Origin of the sequence: Jiella soli (genome assembly GCF_020615385.1) — a bacterium.
GTDB lineage: Bacteria > Pseudomonadota > Alphaproteobacteria > Rhizobiales > Rhizobiaceae > VKMB-3413.
The window spans coordinates 127,431-139,948 of record NZ_JAJAVB010000016.1 but is presented as its reverse complement, the minus strand read 5'-3'; the positions used below and the strand labels follow the sequence as shown (position 1 = coordinate 139,948).

The window sequence follows — 12,518 nt, the reverse complement described above, 5'->3', positions numbered from 1 at the left end:
CCGGCAGGACAGAGGGGGGCGCCTCGATCAGCGTTCGAGATTGTCGATGGAAGCCCCCGGCCGTCGCTCTTCAACGACAGCCAGAATGTGGCTGCATACGCCATCGATGTCCCCGAGCACGTCGTCGTTCCAGAAGCGCACGACCGTCCAGCCTGCATCTTCGAGTACCCGCGTCCTGACCGCATCGCGCGTGACCGCTCCGTCCTCACCATGCTGCGAGCCGTCGATCTCGACGATCAGCCGCTGCACCGGACAGACAAAATCGACAATGTAGCCGGCGATCGGCATCTGCCGGCGGAAACCGAGGCCCATCAGCCGATGCGCTCGCACCGCATTCCAGAATTTCAGTTCCGCTTCGGTCATCGCCTTGCGCATGCCGCGCGCATTTCTGCGGTTCTTCAGCGGAACGATCTCGTGCGGCACGGCTCGGCTCATGTCGTTGCGATGCAGAGGCAGTCTACCGCAAGGCCGGCGGAATGCGCCCCCCTCTGCCTGCCGGCATCTCCCCCGCAAGGGGGGAGATCGGCTGCGTCCGCTGTTGTGCCAGGACTTTTCTGATGACCTCCCCGCTCCTCTGCGTCCGCGATCTCACCAAGCGCTACGGCGCCCGCATCGGCTGCGAGGCCGTGTCCTTCGACGTCTATCCCGGCGAGGTGCTGGCGGTCGTCGGCGAATCCGGCTCGGGCAAGACGACGCTGCTCAACTGCATCTCGGCAAGGCTCGATGCGACCGCGGGCTCTGTCACCTACACATTCCGGGACGGCACTGCCCGCGACCTCGCCGATCTGTCGGAGGCCGAGCGGCGTTTCCTGATGCGCACCGACTGGGGCTTCGTGCACCAGCAGGCGAGCGACGGGCTGAGGATGCGGGTCTCGGCCGGCGCCAATGTCGGCGAGCGGCTGATGGCGGTCGGCGAGCGCCACTACGGCAACATCCGCAACACCGCGCTCGACTGGCTCTCCCGGGTCGAGATCCAGGCGGACCGGATCGACGACCGGCCCGTCGCCTTTTCCGGCGGCATGCGCCAGCGCCTGCAGATCGCGCGCAACCTCGTCACCCGTCCGCGCCTCGTCTTCATGGACGAGCCGACCGGCGGCCTCGACGTCTCGGTGCAGGCGCGGCTCCTCGACCTCATCCGGACCCTCGTCTCCGAGATGGGCCTATCGGTCGTGATCGTCACCCACGACCTCGCCGTCGCGCGACTCCTGTCGCAGCGCATGATCGTGATGAAGGAGGGCCATGTCATCGAGGCCGGCCTCACCGACCGCATCCTCGACGATCCGCACCACGCCTATACCCAGCTCCTCGTCGCCTCGATCCCGGAGGTCTGATCCGATGGCGAATCCCTCCCCGCTCCTGTCGGTCCGCAGCGTCGAAAAATCCTTCACCATGCATCTGCGCGGCGGCATCCGCCTGCCGGTGGTCGCCAACGTTTCCTTCGACGTGTCGGCCGGCGAATGCGTGGTCCTTGGCGGCGCCTCCGGCGTCGGCAAGTCCTCGATCCTCCGGATGATCTACGGCAATTACGCAGTCGACGCCGGGGAGATCCTCCTGACGGATCCCGCGACCGGAGAAGCAAGCGATCTCGCAAGCGCCGATCCGCGCAGCGTGATCGAGCTGCGCCGGGTCCGCATCGGCTATGTCAGCCAGTTTCTCAGGGCGATTCCGCGCGTTGCCGCGCTCGACGTCGTCGCCGAGCCGCTCGTTTCGCGCGGGGCGGAGCCCGAAGACGCCCGCGGCCGCGCCCGCGATCTCCTGACGCGGCTGAACCTGCCGGAGGCGCTGTTCGAACTGCCGCCGGCGACCTTTTCCGGCGGCGAGAAGCAGCGGGTGAACATCGCCCGCGGCTTCATCACCGACCACCGGGTCCTGCTCCTCGACGAGCCGACCGCCTCGCTCGATGCGGAAAACCGCAACGTCGTCTGTTCGATGATCGAGGAGAAGAAGGCGGCCGGCACGGCGATCCTCGGCATCTTTCACGACGAGGAGGTGCGCGAACGAATCGCGACGCGCATCGTCGATGTTTCCGCCTTCTCCGCGCGGCACAAGGCTGCCTGACCATGCCGAAGCTCTCCGAAACGCCGCTGGTCCATCCCAGCGCCACGGTCGAAGACTCCTTTCTCGGCCGCTATACCGAAGTGGCCGACCGCTGCCGCGTCAGCGAGACGCGGCTCGGCGACTACTCCTATATCGAGCGGGATAGCATCGTCTGGGCAGCCGAGATCGGCAAGTTCGTCAATATCGCCGCGGCGGTGCGCATCAACGCCACCAACCATCCGACCTGGCGGGCGACGCTGCACCATTTCACCTACAGGGCCGGTGATTATTTCGAATGCGAGGAGAACGAGGCCGCCTTCTTCGACTGGCGACGCGAGAACAAGGTGACAATCGGGCACGACGTCTGGATCGGCCACGGCGCGACCATCCTGCCCGGGGTGTCGGTCGGCAACGGCGCGGTGATCGGGGCCGGCGCCGTGGTCGCCAAGGACGTTGCCGCCTATACGATCGTGGGCGGCGTGCCGGCGAGGACGATCCGTCCGCGCTTTGAGCCGGAGATCGCCGATCGCATGGACCGGCTCGCCTGGTGGGACTGGCCGCACACGGCACTCCGCGCCGCCCTCGCCGACTTCCGGACCTTGAGCGCCGCAGACTTCCTCGACAAATACGGCGACTGAGACCGCCGGCCACGGAGACTTACGCGTCCGCCCGCCCGTGGGCTGAACGCATCGCTTTGGATGCCTCTCAGGACGGATATGCCACCGGCGCAGCGGGACGAGGCGCGGGCCCGAAGTCAGGCGCCAGGCCGCAAGCAAAAGGGCCCCTCACCCGCGGACAAGCGGGGGCGGAGCCCTTTTGACTTTAGCGCCGGCCGCTTCCGGCCGATGCGCATTTTCATCGATGGAAAGCCTCGCCGCGCGGAGCGGCGGCGGAGCTTTCGCCAAGAGGCCTGCCTGTCAGTGCAGGTCGACCCGCTTGCGGTATTCCTGCAGCTGCGTCGTTCGCAGCCCGGCAAGGCCGTGCTGATCGATCGACATCTGCCAGGAGAGGAATTCCTCCACCGTCAGCGTGTAGCGTGAACAGGCCTCTTCGAGGCTGAGCAATCCGCCACGCACGGCGGCCACGACTTCCGCCTTGCGGCGGATGACCCAGCGCCTGGTATTCGTCGGCGGAAGATCCGCCAGGGTCAAAGGACTCCCATCGGGGCCGATGACATACTTCACTCGTGGTCTAACCTGATCGGTCATTGCACTCTCAACACCACTCAAAGACCTAATCGTCACTGACCGTAGTCCGGTCGCTTTTAAAAATCCGTCAAGCCCCGCGTAAGGTTTCGATAAGAACACGATTCAAATCGCGCCCATCGCAATGGCGCCCGGCAATTCCCATCTCGACTTCAGGAAACGGTCCGTCAGGATCGCGGACGCGGCGGCGACGCTTCTCCTTCGCAAGGACCGCGAGGAAAGGCCCGGCGCCGGCGCCTCCTTTCGAGGCCGGGGTTTTGCGTTTCACGCCGGAATCGCTAGAAACCGGTGTCCAGCCAGTCTCAGAATGCCGTTGAGGCCGCCCATGATGAACAGCCTTGACCTTCCGACCGCGCCCGCCGCGACGCGCGTCGTCGTCGCCATGTCCGGCGGCGTCGACTCGTCGGTCGTCGCGGCGATCCTCAAGGACGAGGGCTACGACGTCGTCGGCATCACGCTACAGCTCTATGATTCGGGTTCAGCCCCGCGGCGCGCGGGGGCATGCTGCGCCGGACAGGACATCGACGATGCACGCCGCGTCGCCGAGACGCTCGGCATCGACCATTACGTCCTCGACTATGAGGAGCGCTTCCGCCGCGCCGTGATCGACCCGTTCGCGGAGAGCTATCTTTCTGGCGAGACGCCGATCCCCTGCGTCGCCTGCAATCAGACCGTCAAGTTCCGCGACCTCCTCGACACCGCGCGCGATCTCGGCGCTGATGCGCTCGCCACGGGCCACTATATCGACAGCCGCCTTGCCGGCGCGCATCGGGCGATGTTCCGGCCGCGCGACATCGACCGGGACCAGAGCTATTTCCTCTATGGCACGACGCAGGACCAGCTCGACTTCCTGCGCTTCCCGCTCGGACGGCTGACCAAGCCCGAGACCCGGGCGCTCGCCGAGAAGCACGGGCTCGCCATCGCCGCGAAGCCGGACAGCCAGGACATCTGCTTCGTTGCCAAGGGCCGCTACACTGACGTCATCCGCAAGCTGAGGCCCGAGGCCGGCGAACCGGGCGACATCGTCCATCTCGACGGGCGCAAGCTCGGGCGGCACGAAGGCATTCTCGCCTTCACCATCGGCCAGCGCCGCGGCATCGGCGTCGCCGCCGGCGAGCCGCTCTATGTCGTGGCGATCAATTCGAAGACGGCGACGGTCACGGTCGGCCCGCGCGAAGCGCTGCTCACCCGCCGGCTGAGGCTGCGCGAGGTGAACTGGCTCGGCCCGCGTTCGCCCGGCGAGCTTGCCGAAGCGGGAACGGAGATCTTCGCGCGCGTCCGCTCGACGCGGCCGCCGGTGCCGGCGCGCATCCGCGGCGGCGAGGCCGACTGGCAGGTGGAGCTTTCCGGCGGCGAGAGCGGCGTCGCGCCCGGCCAGGCCTGCGTCTTCTATGATGGCGAAGGCGCCGGGGCGCAGGTGCTCGGCGGCGGAATCATCACCGAGACGATTCGCCCCGCAAGTGTTCCGCAGGACCCCGAAGTTCTTTGCGCCGCAGGCTGAGGGGCCACAGGTCCCTCCGCCCTCCGGCCGGCGCCGGCATCCTCAATCCTTCAGCGGGGAGGCCTCGGCGAGGATCCGCACCGTCTCGACCGCTTCCACCGGTCCGGTGTCGGGTTCACGGCGATGTTCAACGCAGTCGATGAAGTGCCGGAGTTCGCGGTCGAGCGGCAGGCCCGGCTCGGTCGGCAGAAAGGTGACGGGCGCGTTCTCGAAGGCGAAGCCCTCGCCGCTGCGCCAGACCTTGTGTTCGTAGAGACCGAGCTTCTCGCCTTCCGGCGCGAGATCGTCGAAGGTCAGCATGCCCTCCGTCCCGATTACGGAGAAGCGGCGGTCGCGATAAGGCGACACCCGCGAGACATGCACCTCGGCCTTCAGGCCGCCGGCGAAGTCGAGCTCAATGTCGGCGATATCGGTCTCGTCGCTGAGGACGATGCGTCGCCGGCTGTGGATCTCCGTCGGCAGCGAACCCGCAAGGTGCAGAATCAGCGACAGATCGTGCGGGGCGAGGTCCCAGACCACGTCCATGCCGAGGAAGCGCCCCAGCCCCATGCGATTGGCGATCAGGTGGCGGACCGTGCCGATCCGCCCCTCCGCCACGACGGCGCAGAGCCGCTGGAACACCGGATGGAAGCGCACGACATGGCCGACCATCATCAGCCGCCCGGCCGCCCTGGCTGCGGCGGCCGTCGCTTCGGCGTCGGCGGGATCGAGCGAGATCGGCTTCTCGATCAGGACGTCCTTGCCGGAGGCAAAGGCCGCACGGGCCATCTCGCCCTGGACCGAGGCGGGCAGCGCCAGAACCAGCGCGTCAATCTCGCGGCTCTCGATCGCCGCCTCCGGCTCCAGCGCCGCAACGCCGTAACGGTCGGCGAAAGCTTCGGCGCGTTCAATGTTGCGGTCGGCGACGGCGACGAGTGCGCCGATCTCAGAAAGCGTGCGGACATGGTTCTGGCCCCATTGTCCACATCCGATGACGGCGAGTCTTGGTTGCATGTTCGTCCACGCGAAGGATTTCCGACGTGTCCGCGTCTAACGAAGCGCCGGCCCTGCGGCAAGCGCGGGGCTCCCCGCCGCCTCGATGCGGCTGGCGGGCGGGTTCATCCCCGCCCTCGCCCGGCCCGGTGCTCAAGCTGAGCGGCGGCGGCAACCGCCGGGGCGAAAGCCCGCCGCCTTAAAGGCGCGCTTATATCAGGCGATGGCCGAGCGCCGCTCGTCCTGATCGTCGCGCAGCCCGTCGCGCTGCTCGAGCTTCTCGGCGTTGCTGAGTTCGGCCTCGGCCTCTTCCAGCGACAGTCGCGCAGCGTTGATCTGGACCTTCAGATCCTTGACCGAATTCATCAAATTGTCGCGGCGAAGGCGCGCTGCCTTGGCGAAGGTCGGATAGGCGAAGTGATTGACGTCGCTGATTCCCGCCTTCTTCTCCTCGCTGCCGATCTGGGCGTCGAGCTCGGACGCCATGCGGGAGAATTCTGCCAGCATGAGTTCGAGCTGTTCGACCTGCCGGCGCTTTTCCAGCACCTTGAACCGCGTCAGCCGCACCAAATTGTCCCGCTTCATGACCCACATCCTCAACTCGCGGCTCCGCCAGGGCGGAACACGCTGGAACACCGCGTCATCGGGTTTCGGGCAAGGCTCGCGAACTATGCCTCTTAACCGTCTGTTTACGCGCACGGTTAATCATAGGGACGAGGGTTTAAGGCTGGGTAAACCGGAAACATCAGTCGCAACGGACCGCCACTTCAGGCGGTGGTCCGTCCGGATCGACCGAGCCTTCGACCAGTCCGCAGCTTCGGCCGCGGCCTGGGTCCATGACGGGCCAGGAGGATTTGTTAACCATTTGGTGCCAGTTTGGGCCGAAATTTGACAACGATAGCTTTGCCGAAAGACCCCAGTTCGGCTCGGCTGGCTGAGAGGAACTTCTCATGCGCGTTCTTTTGATCGAAGACGACAGCGCCGTCGCCCAGAGCATCGAGCTGATGCTCAAGTCCGAAAGCTTCAACGTCTACACCACCGATCTGGGGGAAGAGGGCGTCGATCTCGGCAAGCTCTATGACTACGACCTGATTCTTCTTGATCTCAACCTGCCCGACATGTCCGGCTATGAGGTCCTGCGGACTCTGCGCCTGTCGAAGGTGAAGACGCCGATCCTGATCCTCTCGGGCATGGCCGGCATCGAGGACAAGGTACGCGGTCTCGGCTTCGGCGCCGACGACTACATGACCAAGCCGTTCCACAAGGACGAGCTGGTCGCCCGCATCCACGCCATCGTCCGCCGCTCCAAGGGCCATGCGCAGTCGGTGATCAACACCGGCGACCTGACCGTCAATCTCGACGCCAAGACGGTCGAGGTCAACGGCCAGCGCGTGCACCTGACCGGCAAGGAATACGCCATGCTGGAGCTCCTCTCGCTCCGCAAGGGCACGACGCTGACCAAGGAGATGTTCCTCAACCATCTCTATGGCGGCATGGACGAGCCGGAGCTGAAGATCATCGACGTCTTCATCTGCAAGCTGCGCAAGAAGCTCGCCACGGCCACCGACGGCAAGAACTACATCGAGACGGTCTGGGGCCGCGGCTACGTGCTGCGCGAGCCCGACGAGGTCAAGGCGGCCTGAGGAGGCCCTCCCCTCCCCCGGGGCGCCGCCCTACGCCGGCGCCTCCAACGAATGGTCACAGCCCGCCCGGTTCTCCGCGGCGGGTTTTTCTTTGGCCGGAAGGCGGCGGGAAGCAAAGGGGACGCAGGCGCGATCAGGACGCCAATCGCCCCCGCATCACGTGAGACGGGCGGGGCGGAGCGGTGGAGCCATCGCGGTCAGGCAGGCCCAACCCAGCAGCCACCGCGCGGCCGCGTATTCACGTCACAGAATTTTTGAAACTATGGAGCGGGCGATGGGGATCGAACCCACGACATCAAGCTTGGGAAGCTTGCGTTCTACCACTGAACTACACCCGCGCTGGCGGCGACATTGCCGATGGGCGGGGCCGCCGTCAAGCCGAATTCGATCGGCTCATCGTCGACGGGGGCCATCCGGAGCCCGCGCCTTGGGAGGTCCGGTCTCGGGGATCCGGGACCTCTTGTCTCAGCCTCTCAGCGCGCTCGCCTCGCGGGCCAGTGCCTCGATCGCGGCCCAGTCGCCGGCCGCGACCTTGTCCTTCGGCGCGACCCAGGAGCCGCCGACGCAGACGACATTGGCCAGCGCGAAATATTCGCCGACATTCGCCATGGAAACGCCGCCGGTCGGGCAGAAGCGGAGCTGCGGGAAGACCGGCGCGACCGATTTCAACAGCTTGGCGCCGCCGACCTGTTCGGCCGGGAAGAATTTGAGGACCTCGTAGCCCTCCTCGATCATCGCCATCATCTCGCTCGGCGTCGCCGCGCCCGGCAGGAGCGGCACGTCGGACGAGCGGGCGGCATCGAGCAGTTCCATCGTCGCACCCGGCGAGACGATATATTGCGCACCGGCCTTCTCCGCCGCCTCGAAATGCTTCGGCGAGAGGATCGTGCCGGCCCCGCAGACGGTCTCGGGCACTTCGGCGACGATCGCCTTGATGGCGTCGAGCGCGGCGGGCGTGCGAAGCGTCACCTCGATCGATCTGAGGCCGCCGGCCGCGAGCGCGCGGGCAAGCTCCACGCCCTCGCGGACGCTCTCCACGGCGACCACCGGGACGACCGGCTGGCCTTTCAGGATTTCGAGGAGTCGCGTCTTGTTCTGCGCCATCGTCGCCGCCTGTCGTGATTGGATGTCTCACGCGGGGCTCTAGCGCATTTCCGGCGGCGGGGGAAAGGCCGGCCGGCGCATGGCCGCTTCTCGCGGCGGGCGGGCCTGCCGCATCAAGGCGGCGCCGGCCCCATCTTCGCCGATGCGCCCATCGGGCGAACCGGCTGCTTTCATACCAAACGGAAGGCCTTACCAGCCGCCGTTATAGGTGCGGTAGAAGACGTGCTTGCCGATCTTGTCGACCTTCTCCATGGCGCTCGCCCAGCGGGGACGCACATAGTTCGCGTGATAATGCGTCGCCGACCCGACCTCGTTGATCCAGATCTCGCCCCGGGTCACCTGCCCGGCGATCTGCTGGGCCTTGGCGAAGGAGTCCTTATCGCGCACGCGGTCGCGCGCGCCGTCGCAGGCGAAGGAGAACTGGCAGCGATTGTGCCAGTTCTTGTTCTGGTAGACGACACCGCAGATCGTATCGGGGAAGGCCGGATTGCGGACCCGGTTGAGGATCACCTGGCCGACCGCGGCCTGGCCCATCGAGTTCTCGCCGCGCGCCTCGAAATAGATGCCGGTGGCGAGACAGGCCTGCTCCTTGTCGGAGAAGGCAGTCTGCGGCAGCGGCGTCGCCGCCCAGTCGTGATCGTCGCCCGACACCGGCGGAATGAAGGCCTGCGGCTGTTCCTTCAGGATCGTCTCGAACAGCGTGGAGGTGCGCGTCTCCGGTCCGCTCGGCGCATAGCCGAGGGCGTTGGTGCCGTCGACCGGCGGCTGGCCGGCGTCCGGCTTCAGCGAGGCGAGCATCACCGCGCTGTCGCTCCCGCCCTGCTGCCCGCCGCCGCGAAGGTCGCCGGGCGTGCCCTGGAGCTGGAAGTTCATGGCGACGGTCATCGCATCCTTCGTGCTCTGCGAGACCTTGGAGAAGGCGCTGCGGATGCGCTCTTCGCCGCCGACCACACGGGGGCCGAGAAGGCTCTGGCGCTCCAGGATGGATCCGGCGGAAAAGCCGCGCGGCGGCAGCGCGCTGTTCGGCGAGCCGGCAACCACCCGGCCGCCCTTGCCGTCGCGGACGATGCGCGGCTTCATCGGAACCTGGCGGGGCGGTTCGACGAGGCGGATGCCGGTCGCCTGGGCCATGCTGGCGGCCGCCTCGCGGGTGGCGGACACAGAGGCCGCCACGCGCTGGTCCAGATGCGTCTTCGCAAGGATCGGAACCGACTGCGTTTCGGCGCGTTCTACCGCCACGCTTTCACCGGCCGCAGGATTGTCCTGATGGCTGATCCGCGTGGTCGAGATCGCGACAACGGCCAAGCCGCAGACACCGACTATCGCGCCGCGCCGTGCGAAGTTTCTCGTCATCGGACGTCGCCCCATTCGGCGTCCAATCTTCGACCCCTCTGCCGCCATTACGCCCCCGCGCTTTTACACCAGTTCCACAGATGTCAACGAACATCCCCCATTAACCTTGTTCTTTGGTTAATAGACTGTGGTGATTTCAAGACGTGCGCTTCCGCTTCGACGCATAAGGATTGTCCGGCTTGCGGAGAGCCAGCCGGATCGGCACCCCGAAGAGCCCGAACGTCTCGCGTAACCCGTTGATAAGATAGCGGGTATAGGACGCGCCCAGCGCCTCGGGCCGCGACGTCGAGACGATGAAGGTCGGTGGCCGCGACTTTATCTGCGTCATATACTTTACGTTCACTCGCCTGCCGGCGACGGCCGGCGGCGGATGATGCGCGACCATCTTGTCGAGCCACTGATTCAGCTTGGCGGTCGTCACGCGTTTGTTCCAGACTTCATGGGTCTCGCTCACAGCCCGCATCAGCCGATCAATCCCCTCGCCGGTCTCGCCCGACACGGTCACCGCCTTGATGCCGCGCGCCTGCGGCAGCAGCCGGTCGGTCTTCTCGCGCAGCTCGGCGAGCAGGGCCTGACGGTCCTCGACAAGGTCCCATTTGTTGAAGGCGATCACCGGCGCGCGGCCTTCGCGCACCACGAGGTCGACGATCGACAGGTCCTGGCGCTCGAAGGGGATGGTCACGTCGAGCACGATCACCACCACCTCGGCGAAGCGGATCGCGCGAAGCGCGTCGGCGACCGACAGCTTCTCCAGCTTCTCCTGGATGCGCGCCTTGCGCCGGAGACCGGCCGTGTCGAAGACCTTGATCCTGCGCCCGCGCCATTCCCATTCGACCGAAATGGAATCGCGGGTGATCCCGGCCTCGGGCCCGGTCAACATCCGGTCCTCGCCGAGGAACCGGTTGATCAGCGTCGACTTGCCGGCGTTCGGCCGGCCGACGATCGCCATTCTGAGCGGCCTGGTCGGATCGTAGGCGGGCTCGGCCTCCTCGCCTTCCTCGCCCTTGGCCGCCGCGACGCCGGCATCCTCAGCATCCTCTTCGCTCTCCGCCTCGTCGGCGAAGGTCTCCGGCCCGAGCGCCTCGACGATGGCGTCCCTGAGATCGCCCATCCCCTCGCCGTGCTCGGCGGAGATCGCAACCGGCTCGCCGAGCCCCAGCGCATAGGAGTCGAGCAGCCCGGCATCGGCGCCGCGCGCCTCGGCCTTGTTGGCGACGAGCACGACCTTGCCGCCCCTGCGCCGCAGAAGGTCGGCGAAGAACGTATCCTGCGGCGTGAGCCCGTGCTTGGCGTCGACCATGAAGAGCGAGAGGTCGGCCATAGCGATCGCGGCCTCGGTCTGCGCCCGCATGCGGCCCTCGAGCGTGTCGGCGCCGGCCTCCTCGAGGCCGGCCGTGTCGACGATCTCGAATTCGAGGTCCATCAGCGCGGCGTCGCCCGAACGGCGGTCGCGCGTGACGCCCGGCCGGTCGTCGACCAGCGCCAGGCGCTTGCCGACGAGGCGGTTGAACAGGGTCGACTTGCCGACATTGGGCCGGCCGATGATGGCGATGGTGACCATGCCGGTTTTCGGGCTCCTACCTTGCCCGGCGGTCGGGCGCGTCTCGATCAGTTTGCTCCCGGCGCAGGCGAAGCGCCAGTCGCGGAGGATTGGTCTGTGGCCGGCGCTTCCGCCGGCTGGTCCTCGGACGGAGCAGTCGTGGCTTCCGGGGCTGCCGGGGCTGCCGGCTCGTCGGCGCCGCCTGCGGACGTCACGCCGAGATCCGTGGTCGGCATCGTCGGCGTGCCTGCATCGCCGGCGGACATCGCGGCATCGCCGGGTGCTGCGGCATTGTCGCCTTCGGTCGCGACGCCTGCCGGCGCATCGCCGGCGGCAGCGTTCGGGGCCGGCGTCGCGGAAGTGGTCGCCTGCGGTTCCGCGGTCCCGGCGGCATCCGCGCCGGCGGCCGAAGCCGCGGACGGTGCCGACTGCCCTCCGGCGATCAGGTCCAGCATCAGCCGTGCCCGGCTTGCCATGCCGCTCGGCGTGCCCGTGTCGTCGGCGAGCTTTCCGAAGAGCGACTTGGCGGTGTCGATGTCGCCGGCCTTCCAGGCGGCGAGCGCCAGCGCCTCTCGGGCGGGAAAGCGCAGCGGCTCGCTGTCGCCGGTCAGGCGCTCCACATGGCTGCGGACCTCTTCCAGTGTGCCGGTGTCGACGAGAATATAGGCGGAACGCACCGAGGCCATGTCGCGCAGCGTCTGCGGCGCGCCGCCGTCGGCCGCGACCTGGTCGAAGGCGGCCACAGCCTCGGCCTGCTTGCCTTGATCGGACAGGATCGACGCGATGCTCATGCGCGCGAGGTCCGGATAGGGCCCGACGTCCCCTTCGGCGATGGTGCGGAGCGCGGCGAGGGCTTCGTCGCGCTTGTCGTTCTTGGCGAGATCGATCGCCGCGAGATAGCGGTCGCCGGCGGCGTTCGCCTGAACGGTCTGATAGTGGTTCCAGCCGACGATGGCGGCGGTCACCAGCACCACGAGCACGGCCGCGCCCAGGAGATAGGCACCGAAGCGCGTCCAGACCGCCCTGACGCGGTCCTGACGGAGCTCCTCGCTCACCTCGCGGAAAAAATGGTCGTCGCTCATTCCATCACTCTCATCGGGCCCATCACTTCCATCGGGCGGGTCGTCCGGCCTGTGGACCGGCCGGTGGTGACTTCGGCGGCA

Annotated in this window: 13 protein-coding genes and 1 tRNA gene; 5 read left to right on the top strand and 9 right to left on the bottom strand. The window is 67.2% G+C overall.

The genetic code is table 11. From position 1 onward, the window contains the following. Positions 1 to 27 precede the first annotated feature (27 nt). Positions 28 to 423, bottom strand: a complete 396-nt coding sequence (locus tag LH400_RS10165) for an endonuclease domain-containing protein (protein WP_229152560.1) — start codon at positions 421 to 423, stop codon at positions 28 to 30. 131 nt (positions 424 to 554) lie between these two features. Here LH400_RS10165 and phnK point away from each other — a divergent pair, with 131 nt between their 5' ends. Genes phnK through LH400_RS10150 form a run of 3 tightly spaced genes read left to right on the top strand, consistent with a single transcriptional unit; the run spans position 555 to position 2,675 of the window. After that, positions 555 to 1,331 (top strand): phosphonate C-P lyase system protein PhnK, encoded by a 777-nt coding sequence (phnK, locus tag LH400_RS10160; RefSeq protein ID WP_229152684.1) that lies wholly within the window; start codon positions 555 to 557, stop codon positions 1,329 to 1,331. A gap of 4 nt (positions 1,332 to 1,335) precedes the next feature. Continuing rightward, positions 1,336 to 2,058 (top strand): phosphonate C-P lyase system protein PhnL, encoded by a 723-nt coding sequence (phnL, locus tag LH400_RS10155; protein WP_229152559.1) that lies wholly within the window; start codon positions 1,336 to 1,338, stop codon positions 2,056 to 2,058. 2 nt (positions 2,059 to 2,060) lie between these two features. After that, on the top strand, positions 2,061 to 2,675 hold the full coding sequence (locus LH400_RS10150; RefSeq protein ID WP_229152558.1) for a DapH/DapD/GlmU-related protein: 615 nt from the start codon (positions 2,061 to 2,063) through the stop codon (positions 2,673 to 2,675). A gap of 279 nt (positions 2,676 to 2,954) precedes the next feature. On the opposite strand, the gene sciP is transcribed toward LH400_RS10150, so the two are convergent. After that, positions 2,955 to 3,245, bottom strand: coding sequence for a CtrA inhibitor SciP (gene sciP / locus LH400_RS10145; protein WP_229152557.1), 291 nt, complete (start codon positions 3,243 to 3,245; stop codon positions 2,955 to 2,957). 325 nt (positions 3,246 to 3,570) lie between these two features. Here sciP and mnmA point away from each other — a divergent pair, with 325 nt between their 5' ends. Then, positions 3,571 to 4,743 (top strand): tRNA 2-thiouridine(34) synthase MnmA, encoded by a 1,173-nt coding sequence (gene mnmA, locus LH400_RS10140; RefSeq protein WP_229152683.1) that lies wholly within the window; start codon positions 3,571 to 3,573, stop codon positions 4,741 to 4,743. Positions 4,744 to 4,785: 42 nt separating this feature from the next. On the opposite strand, the gene LH400_RS10135 is transcribed toward mnmA, so the two are convergent. Together LH400_RS10135 and LH400_RS10130 are read right to left on the bottom strand one after the other, a co-directional pair. Then, positions 4,786 to 5,736, bottom strand: a complete 951-nt coding sequence (locus LH400_RS10135; protein WP_229152556.1) for a Gfo/Idh/MocA family protein — start codon at positions 5,734 to 5,736, stop codon at positions 4,786 to 4,788. Positions 5,737 to 5,931: 195 nt separating this feature from the next. Then, on the bottom strand, positions 5,932 to 6,300 hold the full coding sequence (locus LH400_RS10130) for a flagellar export protein FliJ (protein WP_370638368.1): 369 nt from the start codon (positions 6,298 to 6,300) through the stop codon (positions 5,932 to 5,934). A gap of 365 nt (positions 6,301 to 6,665) precedes the next feature. On the opposite strand from LH400_RS10130, the gene ctrA reads away from it, so the two are divergent. Then, positions 6,666 to 7,358 (top strand): response regulator transcription factor CtrA, encoded by a 693-nt coding sequence (gene ctrA, locus LH400_RS10125; protein ID WP_229152555.1) that lies wholly within the window; start codon positions 6,666 to 6,668, stop codon positions 7,356 to 7,358. 263 nt (positions 7,359 to 7,621) lie between these two features. Here ctrA and LH400_RS10120 read toward each other — a convergent pair. The 5 genes from LH400_RS10120 to LH400_RS10100 all read right to left on the bottom strand — a co-directional run bounded on the left by LH400_RS10120 (position 7,622) and on the right by LH400_RS10100 (position 12,437). After that, positions 7,622 to 7,696, bottom strand: a tRNA-Gly gene (locus LH400_RS10120). 127 nt (positions 7,697 to 7,823) lie between these two features. Next, on the bottom strand, positions 7,824 to 8,462 hold the full coding sequence (eda, locus tag LH400_RS10115) for a bifunctional 4-hydroxy-2-oxoglutarate aldolase/2-dehydro-3-deoxy-phosphogluconate aldolase (protein WP_229152554.1): 639 nt from the start codon (positions 8,460 to 8,462) through the stop codon (positions 7,824 to 7,826). A gap of 189 nt (positions 8,463 to 8,651) precedes the next feature. After that, complete coding sequence (locus LH400_RS10110; RefSeq protein ID WP_229152553.1) at positions 8,652 to 9,815, bottom strand: cell wall hydrolase; 1,164 nt, start codon at positions 9,813 to 9,815, stop codon at positions 8,652 to 8,654. Positions 9,816 to 9,951: 136 nt separating this feature from the next. After that, positions 9,952 to 11,376 carry a ribosome biogenesis GTPase Der gene (gene der / locus LH400_RS10105; protein ID WP_229152552.1) on the bottom strand — a complete coding sequence of 475 codons (1,425 nt, stop codon included), beginning with the start codon at positions 11,374 to 11,376 and terminating at the stop codon, positions 9,952 to 9,954. Positions 11,377 to 11,423: 47 nt separating this feature from the next. Continuing rightward, positions 11,424 to 12,437 carry a tetratricopeptide repeat protein gene (locus LH400_RS10100; protein ID WP_229152551.1) on the bottom strand — a complete coding sequence of 338 codons (1,014 nt, stop codon included), beginning with the start codon at positions 12,435 to 12,437 and terminating at the stop codon, positions 11,424 to 11,426. Between the last annotated feature and the right edge of the window lie 81 nt (positions 12,438 to 12,518).

Excerpts from the sequence above, each read along its gene's own strand:
- phnL (WP_229152559.1), top strand. The coding sequence starts at position 1,336 with ATGGCGAATCCCTCCCCGCTCCTGTCGGTCCGCAGCGTCGAAAAATCC.
- LH400_RS10150 (WP_229152558.1), top strand. The coding sequence starts at position 2,061 with ATGCCGAAGCTCTCCGAAACGCCGCTGGTCCATCCCAGCGCCACGGTC.
- sciP (WP_229152557.1), bottom strand. The coding sequence starts at position 3,245 with ATGACCGATCAGGTTAGACCACGAGTGAAGTATGTCATCGGCCCCGAT.
- mnmA (WP_229152683.1), top strand. The coding sequence starts at position 3,571 with ATGAACAGCCTTGACCTTCCGACCGCGCCCGCCGCGACGCGCGTCGTC.
- LH400_RS10135 (WP_229152556.1), bottom strand. The coding sequence starts at position 5,736 with ATGCAACCAAGACTCGCCGTCATCGGATGTGGACAATGGGGCCAGAAC.
- LH400_RS10130 (WP_370638368.1), bottom strand. The coding sequence starts at position 6,300 with ATGAAGCGGGACAATTTGGTGCGGCTGACGCGGTTCAAGGTGCTGGAA.
- ctrA (WP_229152555.1), top strand. The coding sequence starts at position 6,666 with ATGCGCGTTCTTTTGATCGAAGACGACAGCGCCGTCGCCCAGAGCATC.
- eda (WP_229152554.1), bottom strand. The coding sequence starts at position 8,462 with ATGGCGCAGAACAAGACGCGACTCCTCGAAATCCTGAAAGGCCAGCCG.
- LH400_RS10110 (WP_229152553.1), bottom strand. The coding sequence starts at position 9,815 with ATGACGAGAAACTTCGCACGGCGCGGCGCGATAGTCGGTGTCTGCGGC.
- der (WP_229152552.1), bottom strand. The coding sequence starts at position 11,376 with ATGGTCACCATCGCCATCATCGGCCGGCCCAATGTCGGCAAGTCGACC.
- LH400_RS10100 (WP_229152551.1), bottom strand. The coding sequence starts at position 12,437 with ATGAGCGACGACCATTTTTTCCGCGAGGTGAGCGAGGAGCTCCGTCAG.